General features: G+C 54.6%; 20 protein-coding genes and 1 tRNA gene. 12 read left to right on the top strand and 9 right to left on the bottom strand.

Annotation, left to right across the window (positions count from 1 at the left end; all coding sequences use genetic code 11):
• Positions 1-171: 171 nt before the first annotated feature.
• The 4 genes from fabB to H616_RS0103670 all read right to left on the bottom strand — a co-directional run bounded on the left by fabB (position 172) and on the right by H616_RS0103670 (position 4,044).
• A complete protein-coding gene (gene fabB / locus H616_RS0103655; RefSeq protein WP_027966138.1) occupies positions 172-1,398 on the bottom strand; it encodes a beta-ketoacyl-ACP synthase I in 1,227 nt (408 codons plus the stop codon).
• Positions 1,399-1,411: 13 nt separating this feature from the next.
• Positions 1,412-1,927, bottom strand: coding sequence for a 3-hydroxyacyl-[acyl-carrier-protein] dehydratase FabA (fabA, locus tag H616_RS0103660; RefSeq protein ID WP_027966139.1), 516 nt, complete (start codon positions 1,925-1,927; stop codon positions 1,412-1,414).
• Between the two features lie 238 nt (positions 1,928-2,165).
• On the bottom strand, positions 2,166-3,587 hold the full coding sequence (gene phrB, locus H616_RS0103665; RefSeq protein ID WP_027966140.1) for a deoxyribodipyrimidine photo-lyase: 1,422 nt from the start codon (positions 3,585-3,587) through the stop codon (positions 2,166-2,168).
• A 76-nt stretch (positions 3,588-3,663) separates the two neighbouring features.
• Positions 3,664-4,044: a sirohydrochlorin chelatase gene (locus tag H616_RS0103670; RefSeq protein WP_027966141.1), complete on the bottom strand. Its 381-nt coding sequence runs from the start codon at positions 4,042-4,044 to the stop codon at positions 3,664-3,666.
• 131 nt (positions 4,045-4,175) lie between these two features.
• On the opposite strand from H616_RS0103670, the gene H616_RS0103675 reads away from it, so the two are divergent.
• Positions 4,176-5,078: a TIGR01777 family oxidoreductase gene (locus H616_RS0103675; RefSeq protein ID WP_027966142.1), complete on the top strand. Its 903-nt coding sequence runs from the start codon at positions 4,176-4,178 to the stop codon at positions 5,076-5,078.
• Between the two features lie 150 nt (positions 5,079-5,228).
• Here the strand turns inward: H616_RS0103675 and rapA are convergent, their stop codons facing one another.
• Complete coding sequence (gene rapA / locus H616_RS0103680; RefSeq protein WP_027966143.1) at positions 5,229-8,195, bottom strand: RNA polymerase-associated protein RapA; 2,967 nt, start codon at positions 8,193-8,195, stop codon at positions 5,229-5,231.
• A gap of 144 nt (positions 8,196-8,339) precedes the next feature.
• Positions 8,340-9,140 (bottom strand): TlpA disulfide reductase family protein, encoded by an 801-nt coding sequence (locus H616_RS0103685; protein WP_027966144.1) that lies wholly within the window; start codon positions 9,138-9,140, stop codon positions 8,340-8,342.
• 198 nt (positions 9,141-9,338) lie between these two features.
• On the opposite strand from H616_RS0103685, the gene H616_RS0103690 reads away from it, so the two are divergent.
• The 6 genes from H616_RS0103690 to H616_RS0103715 all read left to right on the top strand — a co-directional run bounded on the left by H616_RS0103690 (position 9,339) and on the right by H616_RS0103715 (position 15,216).
• Positions 9,339-9,572 (top strand): hypothetical protein, encoded by a 234-nt coding sequence (locus H616_RS0103690; protein WP_027966145.1) that lies wholly within the window; start codon positions 9,339-9,341, stop codon positions 9,570-9,572.
• Positions 9,573-9,918: 346 nt separating this feature from the next.
• Entirely contained in the window at positions 9,919-11,280 is a 1,362-nt protein-coding gene (aptA, locus tag H616_RS0103695; RefSeq protein WP_051233947.1) for an omega-aminotransferase AptA, read from the top strand.
• Between the two features lie 60 nt (positions 11,281-11,340).
• Positions 11,341-12,828, top strand: coding sequence for a CoA-acylating methylmalonate-semialdehyde dehydrogenase (locus H616_RS0103700; protein ID WP_027966147.1), 1,488 nt, complete (start codon positions 11,341-11,343; stop codon positions 12,826-12,828).
• 20 nt (positions 12,829-12,848) lie between these two features.
• Complete coding sequence (locus tag H616_RS15505) at positions 12,849-13,073, top strand: hypothetical protein (RefSeq protein ID WP_156906412.1); 225 nt, start codon at positions 12,849-12,851, stop codon at positions 13,071-13,073.
• A gap of 53 nt (positions 13,074-13,126) precedes the next feature.
• A complete protein-coding gene (locus H616_RS0103710; RefSeq protein WP_027966148.1) occupies positions 13,127-14,689 on the top strand; it encodes a sodium/proline symporter in 1,563 nt (520 codons plus the stop codon).
• Complete coding sequence (locus H616_RS0103715) at positions 14,686-15,216, top strand: hypothetical protein (protein WP_027966149.1); 531 nt, start codon at positions 14,686-14,688, stop codon at positions 15,214-15,216. Before H616_RS0103710 ends, H616_RS0103715 begins: the two co-directional genes overlap by 4 nt.
• Positions 15,217-15,323: 107 nt before the next feature.
• Here the strand turns inward: H616_RS0103715 and H616_RS0103720 are convergent, their stop codons facing one another.
• On the bottom strand, positions 15,324-16,250 hold the full coding sequence (locus tag H616_RS0103720) for a LysR family transcriptional regulator (protein WP_027966150.1): 927 nt from the start codon (positions 16,248-16,250) through the stop codon (positions 15,324-15,326).
• A 922-nt stretch (positions 16,251-17,172) separates the two neighbouring features.
• Between H616_RS0103720 and fmdA the strand changes: the two genes are divergently transcribed.
• The 3 genes from fmdA to H616_RS0103740 all read left to right on the top strand — a co-directional run bounded on the left by fmdA (position 17,173) and on the right by H616_RS0103740 (position 19,269).
• Positions 17,173-18,423, top strand: coding sequence for a formamidase (gene fmdA, locus H616_RS0103730; protein ID WP_027966151.1), 1,251 nt, complete (start codon positions 17,173-17,175; stop codon positions 18,421-18,423).
• A gap of 5 nt (positions 18,424-18,428) precedes the next feature.
• Positions 18,429-18,782 carry an FmdB family zinc ribbon protein gene (locus H616_RS0103735; protein ID WP_027966152.1) on the top strand — a complete coding sequence of 118 codons (354 nt, stop codon included), beginning with the start codon at positions 18,429-18,431 and terminating at the stop codon, positions 18,780-18,782.
• A 271-nt stretch (positions 18,783-19,053) separates the two neighbouring features.
• Entirely contained in the window at positions 19,054-19,269 is a 216-nt protein-coding gene (locus tag H616_RS0103740) for a superinfection immunity protein (protein ID WP_051233949.1), read from the top strand.
• A gap of 223 nt (positions 19,270-19,492) precedes the next feature.
• Here the strand turns inward: H616_RS0103740 and H616_RS0103745 are convergent.
• Together H616_RS0103745 and ispB are read right to left on the bottom strand one after the other, a co-directional pair.
• Positions 19,493-19,569, bottom strand: a tRNA-Pro gene (locus H616_RS0103745).
• Between the two features lie 104 nt (positions 19,570-19,673).
• Complete coding sequence (gene ispB, locus H616_RS0103750) at positions 19,674-20,678, bottom strand: octaprenyl diphosphate synthase (RefSeq protein ID WP_027966154.1); 1,005 nt, start codon at positions 20,676-20,678, stop codon at positions 19,674-19,676.
• A gap of 314 nt (positions 20,679-20,992) precedes the next feature.
• On the opposite strand from ispB, the gene rplU reads away from it, so the two are divergent.
• Complete coding sequence (rplU, locus tag H616_RS0103760) at positions 20,993-21,304, top strand: 50S ribosomal protein L21 (RefSeq protein ID WP_027966155.1); 312 nt, start codon at positions 20,993-20,995, stop codon at positions 21,302-21,304.
• Between the two features lie 31 nt (positions 21,305-21,335).
• On the top strand, positions 21,336-21,593 hold the full coding sequence (gene rpmA, locus H616_RS0103765) for a 50S ribosomal protein L27 (protein WP_027966156.1): 258 nt from the start codon (positions 21,336-21,338) through the stop codon (positions 21,591-21,593).
• Positions 21,594-21,640: the final 47 nt, after the last annotated feature.

Raw genomic sequence — 21,640 nt, forward strand, 5'->3', positions numbered from 1 at the left:
CTAAACCAAGCCAGCCCAAACTAAGCCAGACTAATTAGGCCCAACGCCATGCATGGGCTTGTTTACGTCGGTGTCAGGGTGTTGAAAGCGTCATGTTGTAAACCGGTCGACCATAAAACAAAAAGAGCGCCCCTAAATGGAGCGCTCTTTTTGGTGGTACATACCGAGGGCTTATGCTTGATTAGCGTGATACTTCTGCAGTACCAAGCAGGCGTTCGTGCCACCAAAGCCAAAGCTGTTGGAGAGTACGCGCTCGATATTCACGCCGTCACGACGTTGGGCCACGATATCGAGACCTTCAGCTTGTTCGTCGAGAGTCTCGATATTAGCCGAAGCAGCGATGAAGTCGTTTTCCATCATCAGTAGCGAGTAAATTGCTTCCTGCACACCGGTGGCGCCCAATGAATGTCCAGTTAGCGACTTGGTGGAGCTTATCGCTGGGGTTTTATCGCCGAATACTTCACGAATCGCCCGTAGCTCGGAAACATCGCCCACTGGTGTTGACGTGCCGTGGGTGTTGATGTAATCGATTTTGCCATCGACGGTCGTCATGGCTTGGCGCATGCAGCGCATGGCTCCTTCGCCGGAGGGGGCAACCATGTCGTAGCCATCGGAGTTGGCACCGTAGCCTGTTACCTCGGCATAGATCTTGGCGCCTCTGGCTCGCGCATGCTCTAACTCTTCGAGCACCAGCATGCCACCGCCGCCAGCGATAACAAAACCATCGCGGGCCTGGTCGTAGGGGCGAGAGGCTTTATCTGGCGTATCGTTATATTGGGTGGAAAGGGCGCCCATGGCGTCGAACAGGCAAGAGAGTGTCCAGTGCTCTTCTTCACCACCGCCAGCGAAGACCACATCCTGTTTGCCCATCTGGATCTGTTCTACGGCATTACCAATACAGTGCACTGAGGTAGCACAGGCAGAGGAAATAGAGTAGTTAATGCCCTTGATTTTGAAAGGCGTTGCCAGACAAGCCGATACGGTGCTCCCCATGGTGCGGGTGACTCGGTACGGCCCGACGCGGCGCAGCCCTTTTTCGCGCATCACGTCAGCGGCTTCTACTTGGTTGGCGCTAGAGGCACCTCCGGAGCCGGCAATCAGCCCCGTACGCTCATTGGATACCTGTTCAGGTGTCAGGCCCGCATCTTCGATCGCCTGAGTCATGCTGACATAGGCATAGGCTGCAGCATCACCCATGAAGCGCCGCTGCTTGCGGTCGATTAGGGCATCCAGGTCGATATCGACCACACCCGCTACATGGCTACGAAATCCACGTTCAGCGTATTCTTCCTTGAAGCGAATGCCGGAGCGTCCTTCTTGGAGTGCTTCAAGAACCTGTTGTTTGTCGTTGCCTAGGCAAGAAACAATGCCTAGGCCGGTGACTACCACTCGTCGCATGGAAACCTCCTGATCAGAAGTTCGCAGTGGAGGTAAACAGGCCGACCCGCAGATCGTTGGCCTGATAGATGTCTCGGCCATCGACAGATACCGTGCCGTCGGCCATACCCAGAATTAAGCGTCGTGTAATCGTACGCTTGATGTTGATGTGATAGGTCACTTTTTTGGCATCGGGCATAATTTGACCGCTAAATTTAACCTCACCGCAGCCAAGTGCACGCCCACGGCCAGGATTGCCTAGCCAGCCCAGATAGAAACCTACCAGCTGCCACATGGCGTCAAGCCCCAGGCACCCGGGCATTACGGGGTCCCCAGGAAAATGGCAGTCAAAAAACCATAAGTCAGGATGAATATCCAGTTCAGCGATGAGTACGCCTTTGCCGTACTCACCACCTTCTTCATGAATGTGGGTGATGCGATCGAGCATCAGCATATTAGGGGCGGGTAGCTGAGCATTACCGGGGCCGAACAGCTCGCCGCGGCTGCATGCCAGCAGTTCTTCACGCTCAAAAGAGTGTTGCTTGGTCACTGAGTCATTCCGAGTGTCGAGAAAAAGTTAGGTTTCGTAGGCCATGAAAGCTCATGCGTTTGCTGGGTTTTTCTCGCAGCCTTCATCATGGGCTTTCGCGCAGTCATTGGCACAGACATTGAGATAGTTTAATGCGCATAATGCGGGAATGCACGTTGAGCCCTAAGCAGACAATGATGTTGGGCCGTTGTAAGGCTGTCAATGTCTATTCGTTTGTCTCGGCTTTTGGGGTGGTTGGTCATGGTAGACGTTTGAATTCGTCTAAGGCACGTAACCGAGCTGCCTTGTGATCCACAATGGGCGCGGGGTAGTCAACGCAGCTGAATAGGTCTGTTGGCGGTGCGTGGCGTTGTTTGACAGGAAGCTCAGCCAGCTCTGGCAGCCATGTTGCGATGAACTTGCCGTCAGCGTCGAAACGCTGAGATTGCGTGGTGGGGTTGAAAATACGAAAGTAAGGGGCTGCATCTGTGCCGGTGGAAGCGGCCCACTGCCAGCCGCCATTGTTGGCACAAAACTCACCGTCGACTAAATGGCGCATAAAGAAAGCCTCGCCACGACGCCAGTCAATTAGCAGATGCTTGGAAAGAAACATGGCGCTAACCATGCGCAAGCGGTTATGCATCCAGCCGGTCGTCACCAGCTGGCGCATGGCCGCATCAACAATAGGGTAGCCGGTGCGGCCTTCACACCAGGCGGCAAAGCCTGCCTCGTCATCACGCCAGGCCAGCGCTTCGGTACTCACTTGAAAGGCGCGGTGGCGACATACGCGCGGAAAGCCGACGGCAACATGGTGATAGAACTCCCGCCAGACCAGCTCGTTAACCCAAGCGGCTAGGCCAGCATCACCTTCGGTCAGTGAGCCGCCGTTTTCGTTTAGCACTGCCTGTAGGCATTGGCGGTGCGAGATCATACCCAGTGCGAGATAGGGGGAGAGCTCACTGGTGCCAGGGGTGATTGGGAAGTCGCGCTGTTGTGCGTAACGTCGCCCACGGAAACGTAGAAAGCGTGCTAGGCGATCCGCTGCTGCAGCTTCCCCTGCAGGCCAGAGATCGGCGGGGATAGCGGATATCCCGGTGGATGTCTGAATGTCGGCGGCACCGGGTAGTGGGTCGTTGACGATAGTTAATGGCTCTTGTCTGGCGGGCGGATCGCTTAACGCGAGGCGCTCAGCGCTGAGCTGTTGGTGCCAAGCCTTTGAAAACGGTGTGAACACACGGTAGAAATCGCCCTTACCTGTCAGTAGCTCACCTGGTGCGAAGGCGATGGCATCGTGGTGCCCTGCTGCGCTCAGGCCGGCCGCCTCGAATGCAGCAAGCACTGCGTTGTCGCGCTGTATTTCGTCCAGGGGGTACTCGCGGTTGAAGTGTAAGGTGCTGGCGCCGGTCTCTTTGGCAATGCCTAGCAGTGCTTTTGGTGACTCGGTGAAATCGCCAATGTCGCGATGCAATAAGGGGATATTGCGCTCTGCTAACTGCTGTTTGAGCTGGGCCACGCCACGCGCACGAAAGTCTAACTGGTTGGCTCCATGGCCGTGGCGCTGCCAGTCGGCCAGGCTACGCAGGTAAACGGCTATCACGGGCCCACGCTGTGCAGCGGCTTCAAGGGCACGATTGTCGTGCAGACGAAGGTCACTGCGAAACCACATCAGAGTGAGGCTCATTGTTGGCTCCATGTAATATTCGACTTGGTGTGTTTCATGCGCTGTCGCGTGTCAGTAGATAGAAGCGCTGGCGCGCTTATCGTTCAGCCTGCTCTGTGATCGCTGTGGCTAATGCATCAATAAAGGCGGGGTGTTGGCCAACGGGTGGTAGCAGCGTCAGTGTAAGGCCTGCATTGCTGGTGTCATAGGCTGCGTTAAGCGCTGCCACCTGGGCGGGAACGTCCTTGCGTAAGTGGCGGCCAGCGGCAAAAAACAGGGGCAAAATCTCCGCTTGTTTGACGCCTTGCTCCGCCAGTGCGGCGGCTGTGGTTTCAAGCGACGGCTCGCTGATCTCCATGTAAGCTAGTGCCAAGGGCGTATTAAGACGCTTTTTAAGCGCGGCTTCTAACGCTTCGAAGGGGGCACGCCAGTGAGCATCACTGGAGCCGTGAGCCAGTAAGATGAGAGCGCGAGTCATAGGAAGTCCTTCATGTCTTACGTAGTTAGGGGAGACCGCCCAGTAAGCTGACTTAGGCTGAGGCGATATAGGGCTAGACTAGCAGAGGTGTAGGATTGCTGTATAACGGCCAAGGCTAGGAGGTGATAGCTATGCGCATACTGATCACAGGTGGCAGTGGCTTCGTTGGGCAGGCGCTATGTCAGCGGCTGCACGAAGATGGCCACCGTGTGCTGATGACGTCACGTCATCCGAGCAGGATATTAAGCCAGCTGCCTAGCGACGTTGAGGTGCGCCGCTGGGCCAGCGACTTCGTTGATCTGCCGCCAGAGGCTATTGTTAATTTGGCTGGCGCTCCTATTGCTGCTAGCCGCTGGAGTGAGGGGCGCAAGCAAGAGCTGCTTGAGTCACGGCTTGAGATAACCCGAGATATTGTCGCGTTATGTGAACAGCTTCAGGTGTCACAAGGGAGAGTTCCCGACGTGCTGGTATCAGCGTCTGCTATGGGCTATTACGGTGACCAGGATGAGCGCGATGTTAGCGAGGAGACACCTCCTCATGATGAATTTTCCCATCAGCTATGTCGTGACTGGGAAGCCGCGGCGAGCAAGGCGACTCAGTTTGGAACACGTGTGGCCATACTGCGCCTGGGGTTAGTGTTAGAGGCCGATGGCGGCATGTTGGCTAAAGTGTTGCCGCTCTTTAAGCTGGGTCTGGGAGGGCGGATTGGTAATGGCAGGCAGTATATGCCATGGGTACACCGTTTTGATGTGGTTGAAATGATTCTAACGCTGATTCAGCGTAATGACTTGCAAGGCCCTTTCAACGGCAGTGCGCCGCAACCGGTGACCAATGCGGCATTTACCCGCGCGCTAGCCAAGCAGTTAGGCAGGCCGGCGTGGCTGCCGGTGCCGGCGATTGCCTTGAAAGTGGGGTTGGGCGAGATGTCGACACTGCTATTGGGCGGCGCGAAGATGTTGCCTAGCCGCTTTCAAGAAGCGGGCTTCACGTTTCGCTTCTCTACATTGGGGGAGGCGTTGGACGATATTTTGTAAGTGCTGTCTGGTGCGAGTGTTGAGCGTCAACTTTGCATAGAAAAACAGCCCACCGACACAGCGCCTATATATGGGTATTGCCTATAGGGGGAGCTGGGCGTCGCTGGGCTGTTGTGTTTTTTGCAGGGTCCAGCTCAGTGCGTTTCCTCGTTATTTATAATTCTCATCAACAGTAACGATCAGGCGGATGGCATCAAGGCGTAGCTGAGTTGCCTCGATGGCGTTATCCAGAGCATCGCGCTCGCTGCGTAGTGCGTTAAGCTCTGCTTCACGCACAGCGGGATTTTTACGCGCTAACGCTTCAAGGCGGCTTAGTTCACTATCCAAGTTAGCCCGCATGCGTACCTGGGCAGCTTCGACGATGCTTGGCAGTTCACGCTCAGCCTCTGTTTCTGATTGCGCGATCAGCTGGCGCAAGCTGTCTCGGTGGTGCTTAATCAGCTCTCGGGCTTGGGATTTCTTCACTTTATGCAAGTGCTTTGACAAGCCGTTAAATGAGACATTGCTAGTAAGGTTTGCTCCTGAAGCATCGAGCAGCACTCGTACCGCGGTTGGCGGCAGGAAACGATTGAGATGGAGCTGCTTGGGGGCTGGGCAATAGGTACGATAGATCAGCTCAGCCATGAGTCGACCACTGGGAATGGCTGGGTGCTTGAGCAATGCCAGCGCGGTGTTACCCATGCTGCCGTCAAGAATTCTCCCCATGACTTCACGCACCAGCGGATGTTCCCACGATAGCCGCTGGATGTCGTCACGGGCCAAGGCACGGCTACGAGAGAAGGTCGCGGTAAAGCCGTCTTCGCCTTTAACTAAGCCTGGTAAACCATCAAGCATCTGCCCGCTGGGCTTAAGGTGTATCAGACCACCACCCAGCTCGCGGGTGTCTACGCCGAAGATGTCCATGGCCTGCTCAAGGTAGCCCGGCAAGGCGTTGTCGGCATCCAGTTCGCTAATCGCCTCGATAGTCGCCTTGGCTCGGTCATGACGGCAGGCATTTAGCTCCAATAGTCGATTATGTCCTGCATCGCGCTGAGCGAGGCGGCTATCGAAAAGTGTCCGAGTCGCGTCGATCACATCATTCATGCCCTCGGGGTCGAGCAGAGACTCAGCCAGTTCATCCCCAAAGGCATCAAACAGTTCATTGCCCAAGCCGTGGGGAGCACCGAAGGCGTCGAGACCCTGCTGATACCAGCGCAGCAGCTGTTCGCTGGGACTGTCTTCAAACACCGGCACATGAATATCGATGGTATGGCGTTGGCCGATCCGGTCCAGTCGGCCGATGCGCTGTTCCAGCTGGTCGGGATGCAGCGGTAGATCAAACATCACCAGATGATGGCAGAACTGGAAGTTACGGCCTTCTGAGCCGATTTCTGAACATACCAGCACTTGGCAGCCGTCTTCCTCGTCGGCAAAGGCCGCAGCGGCACGGTCGCGCTCAATCAGCGACAGGCCTTCGTGAAATACCGGAGCGTGCACGCCACCCAGCACCCTGAGCCCTTCGGCTAGGCCTAGTGCGGTTTCGGGGTTATGGGCAATGACCAGTACTTTGCTATGACTGTCTTGGCTGCTGTTAAGCTCGGAAAGCTTTTCCAGCAGCCAGTTGACGCGTGGGTCAATCTGCCACCACGGCTCAGTATTCAGCGGTTCATCGGTCAGCGCTCGATACATGTCGTCGAGGTAGATCAGCATGTCGGGATGATCGAGGCCGGTACGGATCAGCAGATCGTCGAGGTGATCTTCGTCTCGGGCTACACGGCGCAATTCACGACGGTAGGCTGAGGGCAGCTCCAGTGTGCTCACGTTCAGGCGGCGCTCTGGAAAGCCGCCTACATGGCGGCGGCTGTTGCGGAACATCACTCGGCCAGTGCCGTGGCGATCCAGCAGCTGTTCGCGAAGTTGCGTGCGGGCTGAATCTTGCTGCGCTTTGTCGCCTTCGGGGTTGGTTAGGACGGCCAGCAGAGCCAAGCTGTCCTGATCGTCGACCACGGCAGCGATCAGGTCGTGATCGGCGCTAGTATCATCGTCGGCATCTGTGCCCGGCAGGCGAGTTAAGGCATCGATAGCTGCTGCCACTTCACCATAGTGGCGCTCTTCTTCCTGGAAAGCGCTGAAACTGTGGTAGCGATCAGGGTCAAGCAGGCGTAGGCGAGCGAAATGGCTCTGCTGGCCCATTTGCTCTGGAGTGGCAGTCAGCAGCAATAGGCCGGAGACGCTGGCGCTGAGTCGCTCGATGCAGGCATAGCCTGCATCGGCCTGGTCTTCTGACCACTCTAGGTGGTGCGCCTCGTCAACAATCATTAGGTCCCAATGACAGTCTTCGGCTTGTTGCTGGCGGTGTGGGTTGGCAAACAGCCAATCCTGACTTGCCAGTACCAGCTGGCCGCTGTCGAAAGGGTTGTCTCCGGCCCGAGCCAAGCTCTGTTGTTCGTCGAGCAAGGTGACTTCCAGCGCGAAGCGGCGCAGCAGTTCGACTAGCCACTGGTGGGTGAGGCTGTCTGGTACCAGAATCAGAGCTCGCTCGGCACGGCCCGAAAGCAGTAGGCGGTGTAGAATCAGGCCTGCCTCAATGGTTTTTCCTAGCCCGACTTCATCGGCCAGCAGCACGCGTGGTGCGTGGCGGCGAGAGACTTCATCGGCGATGTAGAGCTGATGAGGGATCAGGTCAATCTTTGGGCCCGCCAGACCAAGAGCGGTACTTTGCTCGGTGCGGTGGTAGTGATGCAGGGTGTGAAAGCGCAGTTCGAACCAGTCGTTACGATCGACCTGGCCGGTTAGCAGGCGATCACGGGCCTGGTCGAAACGCATGCTATCGGCCAGCCGTGCTTCAGGCAGTTCACAGTGTTGGCCGTGTTTATCGGTGCCTAGATAGGTGATCAGGCCATCGCTGATGTTGCTGTCATCAATCCGCATCTGCCAGCCTTCGGCTGCCTGAACCTGATCGCCGCTGTTGAATGTAACGCGGGTCAGCGGGGCACGTTGGGCGCTGTAGATACGGGTTTCTTGGCTGGCGCCAAACAGTACGGTAACGCTGCGCTTGTCGCAGCTGAGAATAGTACCCAGACCAAGTTCGGCCTCGCCATCGCTGATCCAGCGCTGACCGGGAGAGTAGTCGCTCATGATGCCTCAGTGGGTAATTGTCATTCGGGTCTTACGCCGCTGGCGATGCTCGACACGCCGACGGCAGGGCGCGGTATCTTACAGTAAAGCGCGGCGAGCCTTAAGCCCCTGATGCGGTATGAGTTATGGTTTGTTTACTTTCGCTTAAGGCGATATCAGCCAAGCGTTGAGGGTTGCGCGGCTTAGTTCGCCGATGTGACGGTGGGTGATACGCCCGTGTCGGTTAAGCAGTAACGTCGTTGGTGGGCCAGGCGCGGCACTTGCAACGGCCATGCGCTGGCGCGGGTCAAGCAGCGCGTAGCGAAAATTAAGGCGTTGGTTATCTAGATAGCGGACTACGGGTAGCAAGTCTTCGCCTTGATTGATAACCACCACCGTGACGTCATCATGGGTATCAAGTTCGGCTAACAGCGGTAATTCACGCCGACAGGGCGGGCACCAACTGGCCCATAGGTTGATGATCACGTGCTGATCTTGAAGCTCGCTCAGCGCTATGCTGTCACCCTCTAGGTTGGACAGGCTAAGCTCGGGTAATTGTCGAGGTGTCGCGGCAGGAGAAAAGGGAGCAATGTGCATCAGTAGTAACCAGAGCAGTGACGTTATGATGCAGAGCCCAGCGGCACCGAGCATCGCCCTGAATCGATCACGCAGCGACCAAACGCTCCAAAGCAGCACGCCCAATAGCCCCGCTGACCCCTCGAAACCGGGTAGCCAGAAGCGTAGTACGTCTAGTGGGCTGGCCATGTAACTTGCTAGATGCAGTGCAATATGGCCGAGACGTGCGCTGATCAGCCATACCAGCAGTAACCCGCTAAACCAGCGGATATGCTGCTGGCGCGGTAAGCCGAGCAAAACGGCGCTGGCGCCTAGTAAGCCTAACCCCACCAATAGAGCATACAAGCGCGGCAGCGGAATCAGCATCGTGCCAAAGGCAATAGCTTCCATGGTGAACAAGACTCTCGGTGTCCAGCAGCAAGCGCTGCAGCGGTTCGGTTACACTGGACGGACTCGTGACGCCTAAGCTCGATGTTTAATCTTGAAGAGTAAGCTTGGGCGTTAAGCTTGAAGGTTAAGCCTAGTATGGCCGAACCAGGCTGTCACGTTGTTAGCCGTCATTTTAAGAGAACAGGGACAGGAGCCAATATGGCAAAAAAAGCCTTTGATGCGCTGCGAGCGTTGGCCATCGCCAGTCAGGCGCTGGGTTTCATCATCATTATCACGCTGGAAACCCTAATGGGTGACAACGCCCGCCCATGGCAGGCTGTCACCCTGGCTGCCATGGTGGTTTGTGCACTGAGTGTCGCGCTGGTTCGTCATTACCGAGCCAACAAGGCGCGCAAGATGCGGGACCAATGGCGGCATGGTGATGATGAGTGAGCTAGGTAAGTCGGTTGGCATGGTTGGCAGAGGCCAAGGCGACGCCGTTGCTTAGCTTGTTTCCTTTCTTCGGTCATCTGAGTGACGGCTTAAATTCTTTTCAACTTAATGTCCTCAAATAATGTGGCAGCTAAGTGCTCTGCTCCAGCCTCTAGCCCTTCATAGGGGCTGCTCTCCTATCAAGAAAATCTGACGATCCCTTTTTGCATATTTGCGTATTGTTTACCTCACGTTTAGTAAAGGATGTTGGTGTTTTACTAAACATATAGCGCAGCCATGCTGCCGATATACCCACAGAAATAGTGGCACAACAAAAATTAATGAAACGTGAAAGAGGAGCAGTGCCATGTTGACCACCCCTATCTCCGCCGACAGCCTTCGTTCTGAGAGTGACGCATTACCTGAAGCCATCAATAATCATTTTTGGATGCCGTTTAGTGCCAACCGGGATTTTCGCGATAACCCACGGCTGATTTGTGGGGCCGAAGGGCGTTATTTCATTGATGACCAAGGGCGCCGTCTGTTCGACTCCCTTTCGGGTCTTTGGACCAGCGGCGCGGGCCATAACCGCACAGAGATTCAGCAGGCGGTGTCTCGACAGCTCGGTAGTTTGGATTTCGCACCGGGTTTTCAGGTCGCGCACCCATTGGCTTTTGAGCTGGCCGAGAAGGTCGCAAGTATCATGCCGGAGGGGCTCGATCACGTGTTTTTCACCGACTCTGGTTCAGAGTCGGCCGACACGGCCATCAAGATGGTCAAGGCGTATTGGCGCATCAAGGGGCGCGCCGAAAAAGTGCGCTTGATTGGTCGCGCTAAGGGCTATCACGGCGTTAATCTCGGCGGCACCAGTGTTGGCGGCATTGGTGGTAACCGCAAGCATTACGGCGAGTTATACGATGCCAGCCACTTGCCTCACACGCTGCAGGCTGATCAGCGTTTTACCCGAGGGCAGGCTGAAACTGGGGCGGATCTTGCTGATGCATTGCTAGAGCAGATCGCGTTGCACGATGCCTCAACTATTGCTGCAGTGATTGTTGAGCCAATGTCAGGCTCGGCTGGTGTGATTGTGCCGCCTCAGGGGTATCTGCAGCGGTTGCGTGAGATCTGTACAGCAAATGATATTTTACTGATTTTCGACGAAGTAATTACTGCGTTTGGCCGCTGTGGTGCGCGTACCGGTTCGGAAGCGTTTGGTGTGACGCCAGACCTAATCACTATCGCTAAACAGCTGACTAACGGTGCAGTGCCGATGGGGGCGGTGGTCGCCAATAGTGATATTTACGATACCTTTATGGCCGGTGGTGGTCCGCGTCATGCCGTTGAGTTTACGCACGGCTACACCTATAGCGGTCATCCGGTGGCTTGTGCGGCTGGGCTGGTAGCGCTTGACCTGTTCGAGCGTGAAGACTTCCCCGCTCAGGTGCGGGCTATTGCTCCAGCCTTTGAAGACCGCCTGCATGCTATTAAGGGGCGCCAACATGTTGTTGATATTCGCAATTATGGCTTAGCCGGTGCCATCCAGCTGGCGCCGCGTGATGGTGATCCAACGGTTCGACCTCGTGATGCGCATATGGCGCTATGGGTAGCGGGTTTTTATGTGCGCTATGGCGGTGACACCTTGCAGTTTGGCCCTCCGTTTGGCACCACCGAGCAGGAGCTTGAGCGAATGTTTGATGCCGTCGCCGGCGTGCTGGACCGTCTGGCCTGATGGCGTGGTAATTCATAGTGAATGTGTTTTCAAACAATCAACAAAACCTAGGAGCACCCCATGCAACAGATTACTCATTGGATTAATGGCGAACACTTAACAGCTGCGCGTAGCTTGCCTGTCAGTAACCCTTCTACTGGCGAAACGATTCGTGATGTGGCGGATGGAGACGCGGATACTGTGGCACAGGCTATCGTTGCTGCTGAAGCGGCGTTTCCCGCTTGGCGTGACACGCCGCCCGCCAAGCGTGCCCAAGTCATGTATCGTTTCAAGCAGCTGCTGGAAGATAACAGTGAACGCCTGGTTCAGTTGATTAGTGAAGAGCATGGCAAGACGCTGGAAGACGCGATGGGCGAGCTCAAGCGGGGAATTGAGAATGTGGAATATGCCTGTGGGGTGCCAGAGCTTCTCAAAGGGGAATATTCCCACAACACAGGGCCTGGCATCGACGCGTGGTCGAATTTCCAGCCCTTAGGTGTTGTTGCGGGTATTACGCCGTTCAACTTCCCTGCCATGGTACCGCTGTGGATGTATCCCATGGCGATTGCCTGCGGTAACACTTTTATCCTTAAGCCATCTGAAAAAGACCCATCCTCTGTGTTGGCTGTCGCTGAACTGCTGGCGGAAGCGGGCTTACCTAATGGCGTGATTAACGTTGTGCAGGGTGGCCGCGCCACGGTGGAAGCACTGCTAGATGCGCCTGCGATTAAAGCGGTATCTTTTGTTGGCTCGACGCCGATTGCCGAGTCTATTTATGCGCGTGGTAGTGCGGCTGGAAAACGAGTGCAGGCGTTGGGAGGTGCCAAGAACCATGCCATCGTATTGCCGGATGCTGATATCGATAATGCTGCCAATACGCTGATGGGGGCCGCTTTTGGTAGTGCTGGCGAGCGCTGCATGGCGATTTCTGTTGCGGTATGTGTAGGTGATGATGCCGCTGACCGGTTAATTGAAGCCATGCAACCTAAGATTGCTGCGCTGAAGATTGGCCCAGGCACAGAAAAAGGGATGGATATGGGGGCTCTGGTGACCGCCGAGCACCGCGATAAGGTGTTGGGCTATATCGAAGACGGTGTAGCGGCAGGTGCCAAGTTGGTTGCCGACGGTCGAGATATCTCCGTGCCTGGCCATGAAAATGGCTTTTTCGTTGGCGGCTGCCTGTTTGACCAGGTGACGCCAGACATGCGTATTTATCAGGAAGAAATCTTCGGGCCCGTGCTATGCGTGGTGCGCGCCGATAGCTTAGATGACGCCATTGCGCTGATTAATGCCCACGAATATGGCAACGGCACCTGCTTGTTTACCCGTGACGGTGAGGCGGCGCGGCGTTTTGCTGATCAGATAGAGGTCGGCATGGTCGGCATCAACGTACCGCTGCCGGTGCCGGTGGCTTATCACAGCTTCGGTGGCTGGAAGCGTTCGTTGTTCGGCGACCTGCATGCTTACGGCCCAGATGCGGTGCGTTTCTACACTCGGCGCAAAGCCATTTCCCAGCGCTGGCCTTCCAGTTTCGAAACCAGTCATGCGGAATTTTCGTTTCCCTCTTGAAATAGTTGGTAGAGAAACGTGTGACCTCTGACAACAGTCGGCCCATTTCTAAGGGCTGGCTGTTTGCCGGAAGCATCGTCAGTAATTTCCAAAAAAATCTAAAAAAGGAAATCGTTATGTTTGGACTGCCTGTGTCCACTACTTTGCTCGTTGTTGGCGTACCAGCGATCTGGGTGCTTTATACCTTGGGTTTTCTCTGGGTGACGAAAAACTGGCCTGGCCTGAAGCGTAATGCAGAGCGCTGATCGGCGCTTTTTGCGGGCGCGATAATAATAATTCCTAACGCTGGAGAGTAGGTATGAATACGACAGTGCTTCTTTTTCTTGGTCTGTATTTTCTGACCATGCTGGCAGTGGGCGTTGTTTCAATGCGGCGAGGTGGGGCCAGTAGTATGGAGGGCTACTATCTCGGTGGCCGTAATGTCGGGCCTCTAGTGACGGCTTTGACCATGCAGTCTACCTCGATGAGCGGTTATATGTTTCTTGGTGCTGGGTCGCTGGGTTATACCCAAGGGTATTACGGTTTTTGGTATGCCGGTGGCGACATTGGTGGCGGCGTTGTCAACCTTTCTGTGCTGGGTCGGCGGATGCGTAAGCTCTCGCAGATTATGGGTGCTTTGACATCGATTGAATATCTTGAAAAGCGTTATCCCAGTAAATGGGTTCGGTTAATTGCCGCGGGATTATCCGTATTCTTACTGGGCGCTTATGTGTTAGCGCAGTTTATTGCCGGTGGTAAAGGACTCGAGTTGGTAACAGGTTTGTCCTATGAGTTGTCACTGTTCATTGCTATTGCCGTTATTCTTGGTTACACCCTGATGGGAGGCTACGGTGCCGTTGCATATACCGATGTTGTGCAAAGCTTGATTATGGTGGTTGGAATTGTATGGATTCTCGCTGCGACCCTGAACGAAGTGGGCGGCTTAACGGCGGCTAACCAAGCATTGGCGGAGCTGGATCCGACATTGCTGTCTATCTGGGGGCGTGACTTGGTTTATGAGAACCAGTGGGGAATCGTGCTGGGTGCATTGTTGATTTTCTCTATTGGGTACATGGGTTGGCCGCATGTGGTAACACGCCACATGGCGATGCGTAATCCATTTCATGCACGTCGTGCCGGAGTCTATTCCACACTGTGGAATCTGGTGTTTGTTAGTTCGCCTTACATCTTGGGTACATTGGCTATTCTTGTGTTGCCTGACCTTGATGATCCCGAGCAGGCGATTTTTTTGTTAGCACATAACCTTCTGCCAGCTGCAGTGGTTGGTATTGTGATGGCAGCGATTATGGCGGCAATTATGTCCACTGCTGACTCTATTCTGTTGCAAACGGGCAGCATCGCAGCCCGCGACCTGTATGAGCGCTTCATCAATCCTAATATGCAAGAAAAACAGATGGTTAGGGTTTCTCAGCTGATCGTGCTAGTGCTTGGTGTTGTGTGTGGCATCGTTGCGCTGTTTGAACCACCGGGCGTCTTTGCGATTGTGGTGTTTACCACGTCGGTGTTGGGTAGTGCTTTTTTGCCCAGTTATGTCGCGGCCGTGTGGTGGCGTAAGGCCAATACACCTGGTGCGCTGACGTCAATGATTGTTGGTAGCTTGGTGGCCTTCTTCTGGCAGTATCTGTCGTTGGATGTCGTGACTGAAATTCACCCCATGTTGGCGGGTGTGGTGCTGTCGAGCTTGGCGATGATCGTGGCCAGTTTGTTGACGCAAAGCAGTCATCCGGTGCCTGAGCATATTTTGTCTGCGATGGAAGAAACGGCTGAGCTGCGCCCCTTGCCGCGCTCGCTGAAGTCGCAACAAGCCTTCGAGATGGCTCATGAGGCGTTGGCGTTGAAAACACAGGCGCGAACAGCATGAAAACGGGCGCTGGAGTGCAGGATGTTATGGCGTCGGTTGAATCTGGCTCAAAGGAGGCCTGGCTGGAAGCCAGGCTTGCTAAAGAGTCGGTGGAGCGCAGAGCGGTAGGGATTGTTGCAGGGTTAGATATTCAGTCTATTGCTGCCGTGGGGTTTCCGTATCTGCTGCTGGAATATTGTTGGGAGGTGCGCCGCTGGGGAAGGTGCCGCAGTGAGCGCATGGCATGCCTGGTGGATCGCTGCCAGGGTGTAAGCACTACGCTGGAAGGCATTGCGTTTGGCGATGCTTTGCTGTCACCGTTGCTACCTCATGCTGAGTTGGAGCCAGAGCCACTTGAGCGCAAAGCGCGCCAGCATGTTATGCAGGTGCGTCGTCACCGTCTCAAGCGGCGTAGTTCCAGCGGGTTGACGCTAGTTAGTGCGCAATTGGTGCGTAAGCCTTTGTGGCGGGTTGTTGGAAACCATGGTCAGCACGGCGAGCTTGAGCTATTGATTGACGGCGTTAATGGGGGATATTACCTGATGTAACACTGCGCTAACGTCTCAATAAATGTGTCAGCCATAGGTGATATGAGTTTTGCTTAGAAGGGGCGACAGCGCTTTGGTCTCAGACGAAGGCGCTGTCGCTAAGCGTCTCAGTTAGTGTTGGCTTCTTTTTCCAGTAAGTTAAGAAACGCTTCAAGTACACGGTGTGGTCGTCGGTCACGCCGCGTTACGGTGACAAAGGTAGTGTGATAATAATAATTTTCAGGAGATATTGCCTTGAGTCGCCCCGCAGCTACCCATGGCGCTGCCAAATGGTTGGGTAAGTAGCCGATATATTGGCCAGTTAGTATAAGGAAGGCCGCGCCCTCACGGTCTGCTGCTGATGCCGCGTTTTTCAAAAAAGCATTTGCGTTGCGGCCCGTTTCAGATAATGGGTAGTTTGGAACAACTGCATCATACGCAGTGAGTGTATTTTTATTTATGTCTGATGTGTCTGAATAAAGAGCGTGAGTGTCAGCGCAATAAAGTTGTGAAGTTTCGTCATACAGCTCTTTGGAAGACAGGCTGGTGGGTAGGCTGACTTTTGGAACCACGCCAACATGCAAGCGGCCGTCAGAGACGCCTCGAATGACGCTATCAGCCACTTCCATGGCGATGTTTATTCGTACGGCAGGGCCTTGAACTTTAAGCTCTGAAAGGCTGTTGGTGATATGTAACTCTGGCATGCTGACTAAGCTGTCACTGATGCCGATATTGAGTTCGCCACGCAAGGTGTGGTGCAGCCCATTGACTTCGGTGCGAAATGTTTCAAGTGACGCCAGCAGAGTCAGTCCTGCTTCATAAACCTGTCGCCCCTCTTCTGTCAGCGAAAACCCACCTCGGCCGCGTTGGCAAAGCCTGAGCCCTAAACGCCGCTCTAGGTCGTTCATATGTAAACTGATTGCTGAGCGGCTGATGCCAAGCACATCCTCCGCGGCAGTAAAGCCACCACACTCTACGACAGCTTTGAAAACTCGCAGCATACGTATATCGAAATCACTGACCTGGCCAAGAGGGCCTGTCTGACGCTCATTCATACAGGAACCAGAAGTTTTATTCGTTTTCTTTAAATTTATTTAACGTGTCATTTGTGGTTTGGCGACGTTTCAAATAAATGGCGTTAATTTTAATCTAGCGTAACTGTTGAATATGGCTGGAGAGGGATGAATAGGCGTTTTAGCTAACGTACTGAAAATTTTGGTCGGAGTCGCAGGGTTCGAACCTACGACCTCTGTCTCCTGAATCCATGTATCTTTTTCACAGTCTTTTAAATCAGAAGGTTACGAGGCTCTTGCTCGCGTAACAATGACCCAGAGTGGCAGTGGAAGTCAAGACATGACAGGTGTACGTCACACGGTGGACACACAGAAGTTATCACTCGGATGGTGAGCAGCAGCGGGGCCTAGCCGTCTTTGCTCACCGGGCTAACTGGGTTTGATCTTACTCAGCAACAGTGGTCAATTATTGATACCCGATGCAGCTGGTTTTGCAGGCTCTGCGATGTGGCAGCCTAAAGTCGTTGGTGAATGTGTTGTACACAAACTAGGATGGGCTAGCTCTTTTGGGCGAGCTTGACGAAGAGGGATGACCTTGGCCATATTGAAGGATCTTGGCATCTGCCAGCCTTTGACGAGCTAAGCGGAGAAGTTGATAGCCCTTATCTTCACCGGCTCAGTCTCCCTGCAGGGAATTAAAGGGGTACTACATGTCATTACAACAAGAAAAAACAGTGCGCAAATCCTGTTTTTATGAAATGGCTATGCTGCTTACCGATTTCAGCCGCTGCGGGTTATTCCCCAGCGGCTGAAACCGGCTGGTGCTCGGGCTGTCACCGTGCACAAGTATATCGAATGACGTAGGCACCGGGGGTGTTTCGCGAATACCTCCCTCGGAGGTGGATTGCGGATAGTGACGCTGTTACCTAAATACCTAAACCAATAATACTAAGGAGCCTCGGTTATGGCTGAAACCATTATCAAGATTGATCTGAACAAGTCGGCCTATGAGAACGATAAAATCCACAATCGCTGGCACCCGGATATTCCGATGGTGGCTACTGTTAAGCCGGGCGATGACTTCATCGTCGAGTGCTACGACTGGACGGGTGGGCAGATCAAGAATGACGACAACGCCGACGATGTGCGCGACGTGGATCTCAGCCAGGTGCACTTCCTGTCTGGCCCGATTGGAGTGGAAGGCGCGGAGCCTGGCGATCTACTGGAAGTGGATATCCTTGATATCGGCACTTTCAAAGAGAGCCAATGGGGTTTTAATGGCTTCTTCTCCAAGCAAAATGGTGGTGGCTTTCTTACCGAGCATTTTCCGGATGCACAGAAAAGCGTCTGGGACTTCAACGGCATGTTCACCAAGTCCCGCCACATTCCCAACGTGGAGTTTGCTGGGATGATTCATCCCGGTCTGATCGGGTGTCTGCCGTCCCGAGAGCTGCTGGACACATGGAACAAGCGTGAGGCTGGGCTGGTCGCTACAGATCCCGAGCGCGTGCCGGAACTGGCGACCCTGCCGAATGGCGATACTGCCCACATGGGCCAGCTGAAAGGCGATGCGGCCAAAGCCGCAGGTGCTGAAGGTGCCCGCACTGTACCGCCCCGTGAGCATGGCGGTAACTGTGACATCAAAGACCTTTCCCGTGGCTCCAAGATCTATTTTCCGGTGTACGTAGACGGCGCAGGCCTGTCGGTAGGCGACCTTCACTTCAGCCAGGGTGACGGCGAGATCACCTTTTGTGGTGCCATCGAAATGGCCGGCTGGATTCACCTGCGGGTTAATCTGATCAAGGATGGCATCAAGAAGTACGGAATCAAGAACCCAGTCTTCAAGCCCAGCCCGATCAAGCCCCGTTACGACGACTACGTGATTTTTGAAGGCATCTCAGTAGACGAAGACGGCGGCCAGCATTATCTGGACGTGCACGTGGCCTATCGTCAGGCCTGCCTGAACGCTATCGAATACTTAACCAAGTTCGGTTACACCAAAGCACAGGCGTACGCGATTCTGGGTTGCGCGCCGGTGGAAGGCCATATCAGCGGCGTGGTGGATATCCCCAACGCCTGCGCCACGCTCTGGTTGCCAACGGGCATCTTTGATTTCGATATCAATCCCTGTGCTGACGGTCCGAAGAAGATGGTCACTGAGGGAATGGATGTACCACTGTCGAAAGATAAGAAAGATAAGAAAGATAAGGAGTAACAGCCATGCCTGTGTATGACTACAAGTGCCGCGAACATGGTTTGTTCAACACATTGGCGACCATGGCCGACAGCGCCAAGCCAGCAGAATGTCCCACCTGCAAGGCACTGTCAGCCAGAGTGGTTATACTACCGCCGGAAATTACAGCTATGGATCCGGCAAAGCGTAAGGCTCAGGATAGGAATGAACGTTCCCGCCACGAGCCTGTGTTCTCAACCGCCGATCGCCGAGCGAACGACAAAGAACACAGCAACAGGTGTGGCTGCGGTTCGCCCAAACCGGGTAAGTCGATGTTGTTCTACACAGCCGACGGGAAAAAAATGTTTCCCTCTATGCGGCCTTGGATGATCAGTCACTGATTGACCGGTGAGTCATTATTTCACCTGTTTAGCCCCTTCGGGGGCTTTTTTCGTTTACCCCTCTTGCTTTAATCCCCGCGCAAGGAGGAAGACTTCTTCTAGGTGCGGTATGGGGAGGGGGCTGAATGATACAGGAATGTTAACTGGATTATTTGTGTGACCGGTCGTCCTGCGATTTCATCGCTAACTCACTTTTCCGATATGTGATCAGCCTGCTTGTTTCTGAGCCTAACCTAGGCAAGTATTATGGAAGGTAGAACAAGGAAGTCATATGGCTGGCGTGATTCACAATTTACCCATTCACCCGTTGCTGGCGTTGGCGCTAGTAGTCGCGGTCTACTTCATTCCGATGATCATCGCAGCATGGCGCAATATGCTTAATGCCCTCGCTATCAGCGCGCTCAACGTGGTAGCTGGTTGGACGTTTGTGGGCTGGGTGGCGGCTCTCGTCTGGGCGTGTCTGGATAAGCGGAAGGAGGTGCCATGAAGTTTTGGGTTGTTGGAATGATCAGTCCAGAAGCATTTGAAGCTCGAGTAATCGTTTAAACCAGTGTCTACTGTTGCTGGGTCACGGTTATTTTAGTATTGGATCAAAAAGAGGGACCAGAAAAACAAAACCCCCGGCAAGACCGAGGATATTAGCCACCCACACTTTGGTCACGCAGGGTTTGAAAGTGTGATAGATAAAAATTCTAAGGCATTGAAATATTTGGTCGGAGTAGCAGGATTCGAACCTACGACCTCTGCCTCCCGAAGGCAGCGCTCTACCAAGCTGAGCTATACTCCGATGCAGATGCGGGATGCGCTGAGTCTGAGTGTGTCGCCTCAACGGTGACGTATTCTACCTTTTTTCAGCGCAGTTGCAAGCTGCGTTGGGCGTTTATGACGTGCTCAGGCGTGTCGATTGATGGCCATATGAGCCAGTTGCGTCATGGCGTCGCGGTACGCTGATTCGGGTAGGGCATCAAGTTGGGCGAGGGCCTTGTCGATCATCTCTTCGGCGCGTTGGCGCGTGTAGTCTAGAGCCCCGGTGTTATGGACAATAGCTAATATGTCGTCGAGCTGCTCCAGGCCGCCTTTGCGAATGGCTTGGCGGATCAGCTTGGCCTGCTCGGGTGTGCCGGTTTGCATGGCACGGATCAGTGGTAAGGTTGGCTTGCCTTCAGCCAAGTCATCGCCGACGTTCTTGCCCATAGTGCTGGCATCGCCCTGATAATCGAGTAAGTCATCGATAAGCTGAAAAGCCAAGCCAAGATAGCGACCGTAGTGTTGCAGGGCGCTTTCTTGTTCTGGTGTGGCCCCTGCGACAATAGCGCCGCTATGTGAGGCGGCCTCGAATAGCATGGCGGTTTTGCCCTGAATGGTCTCGAAGTAGGTGGCTTCGCTGACGTCAGGGTTGCCAACGTTAACCAACTGTTGAACTTCACCTTCGGCGATGACGCAGGTGGCGGCTGACAGAACCTTCATGATGCGCATCGAGCCGACGTTGACCATCATCTGGAAGGAGCGTGAATAGAGGAAGTCGCCAACCAGTACTGAGGGGGCATTGCCCCATGCGTCGTTGGCGGTTGGGCGACCTCGACGCATGTGAGACTCATCCACTACGTCATCGTGCAGCAGGGTAGAGGTGTGCATGAACTCGACCAGGCTGGCCAAGGTGATGTGCTGATCACCTTGATAGCCGACACTGCGTGCAGCCAACAGCACGAGCAGTGGGCGCATGCGCTTGCCGCCGCTTTCAATGATGTACTGGCCAATGGTCTCGACCAGCGGAATACGCGAGGTCAGCTGGGCCAGCAGGGTGCGGTTGACGGCGAGGAAGTCATCAGCCACAACGGCATGTACTGGGCCCGTCGGGATGATAGTGCTAAGCGATGGCGCAGAGTTGGCTGTCATGAAAGCATTCGACGGTAGGTGAGGCCGAGTCGGCAAAACGTGAAGTCAATAGGGTAATTCAGCGGTCATGCTATGGGGCGGCACTGTGGGCGTCAAGCCATGTCAGTTGGGTTTTGGCTTGGTGATGTTGGCAAGCCAGGTGGCTGTATCAGTGCGTTAGCGAGTAATGGGTGGATTGGCTTGTCGTTGAGTGTATGTGGCGTTATAATCCGCGACCCACTCATCATGCTCCCTGTCAGATGGCTGCCAAAAGCGGCGCCACTCGAAGCAGGCTGATAAAGAGCCAACCCACGATGAGTTTCGGAGAGAGAAACATGTACGCAATTATCAAGAGCGGCGGTAAGCAGTACCGCGTTCAGGAAGGCCAGACCCTCAAGCTTGAGAAGCTGGAAGTTCCGACAGGCGAAACCATCGACTTTGATGAAGTGCTGCTGATCGGCAACGATGATGATGTCAAGATCGGTGCGCCGATGCTTGAAGGCGCTAAAGTGTCTGCAGAGGTCGTGTCTCACGGCCGTGGCGAGAAAGTGACTATCATCAAGTTCCGTCGCCGCAAGCACAGCATGCGTCGTCAGGGCCACCGTCAGTGGTTTACTGAAGTTAAGATCACCGGGATCAGCGCGTAAGCGTATCCCCTGAACGAGCGAGGACGTTACAATGGCTCATAAGAAGGCAGCGGGTTCCACACGGAACGGTCGCGATAGTGAATCCAAGCGTTTGGGCGTGAAGCTGTTTGGTGGCCAGGCTGTGGCACCGGGCAACATCATCGTCCGCCAGCGCGGCACCAAGTTCCACGCCGGTAATGGTGTTGGTATCGGCAAAGATCACACCCTGTTTGCTCTGGGCGAAGGCGTGGTCAAGTTCGAGACCAAGGGTCCGAAAAACCGCAAGTTCGTGAGCATCGTCTCTGCCTGAGACTGCCCGAACCTGTAGTATAAAAGGCCCCGCCACAGCGGGGCCTT

The sequence above is a fragment of the Halomonas halocynthiae DSM 14573 genome (genome assembly GCF_000425725.1).
GTDB lineage: Bacteria > Pseudomonadota > Gammaproteobacteria > Pseudomonadales > Halomonadaceae > Halomonas > Halomonas halocynthiae.

Bases quoted from the DNA above. Each gene is read 5' to 3' on its own strand.
- fabB (WP_027966138.1), bottom strand. From the start codon at position 1,398: ATGCGACGAGTGGTAGTCACCGGCCTAGGCATTGTTTCTTGCCTAGGC.
- phrB (WP_027966140.1), bottom strand. From the start codon at position 3,587: ATGAGCCTCACTCTGATGTGGTTTCGCAGTGACCTTCGTCTGCACGAC.
- H616_RS0103670 (WP_027966141.1), bottom strand. From the start codon at position 4,044: ATGACTCGCGCTCTCATCTTACTGGCTCACGGCTCCAGTGATGCTCAC.
- H616_RS0103675 (WP_027966142.1), top strand. From the start codon at position 4,176: ATGCGCATACTGATCACAGGTGGCAGTGGCTTCGTTGGGCAGGCGCTA.
- rapA (WP_027966143.1), bottom strand. From the start codon at position 8,195: ATGAGCGACTACTCTCCCGGTCAGCGCTGGATCAGCGATGGCGAGGCC.
- H616_RS0103685 (WP_027966144.1), bottom strand. From the start codon at position 9,140: ATGGAAGCTATTGCCTTTGGCACGATGCTGATTCCGCTGCCGCGCTTG.
- H616_RS0103690 (WP_027966145.1), top strand. From the start codon at position 9,339: ATGGCAAAAAAAGCCTTTGATGCGCTGCGAGCGTTGGCCATCGCCAGT.
- aptA (WP_051233947.1), top strand. From the start codon at position 9,919: ATGTTGACCACCCCTATCTCCGCCGACAGCCTTCGTTCTGAGAGTGAC.
- H616_RS0103700 (WP_027966147.1), top strand. From the start codon at position 11,341: ATGCAACAGATTACTCATTGGATTAATGGCGAACACTTAACAGCTGCG.
- H616_RS0103710 (WP_027966148.1), top strand. From the start codon at position 13,127: ATGAATACGACAGTGCTTCTTTTTCTTGGTCTGTATTTTCTGACCATG.
- H616_RS0103715 (WP_027966149.1), top strand. From the start codon at position 14,686: ATGAAAACGGGCGCTGGAGTGCAGGATGTTATGGCGTCGGTTGAATCT.
- H616_RS0103720 (WP_027966150.1), bottom strand. From the start codon at position 16,250: ATGAATGAGCGTCAGACAGGCCCTCTTGGCCAGGTCAGTGATTTCGAT.
- fmdA (WP_027966151.1), top strand. From the start codon at position 17,173: ATGGCTGAAACCATTATCAAGATTGATCTGAACAAGTCGGCCTATGAG.
- H616_RS0103735 (WP_027966152.1), top strand. From the start codon at position 18,429: ATGCCTGTGTATGACTACAAGTGCCGCGAACATGGTTTGTTCAACACA.
- H616_RS0103740 (WP_051233949.1), top strand. From the start codon at position 19,054: ATGGCTGGCGTGATTCACAATTTACCCATTCACCCGTTGCTGGCGTTG.
- ispB (WP_027966154.1), bottom strand. From the start codon at position 20,678: ATGACAGCCAACTCTGCGCCATCGCTTAGCACTATCATCCCGACGGGC.
- rplU (WP_027966155.1), top strand. From the start codon at position 20,993: ATGTACGCAATTATCAAGAGCGGCGGTAAGCAGTACCGCGTTCAGGAA.
- rpmA (WP_027966156.1), top strand. From the start codon at position 21,336: ATGGCTCATAAGAAGGCAGCGGGTTCCACACGGAACGGTCGCGATAGT.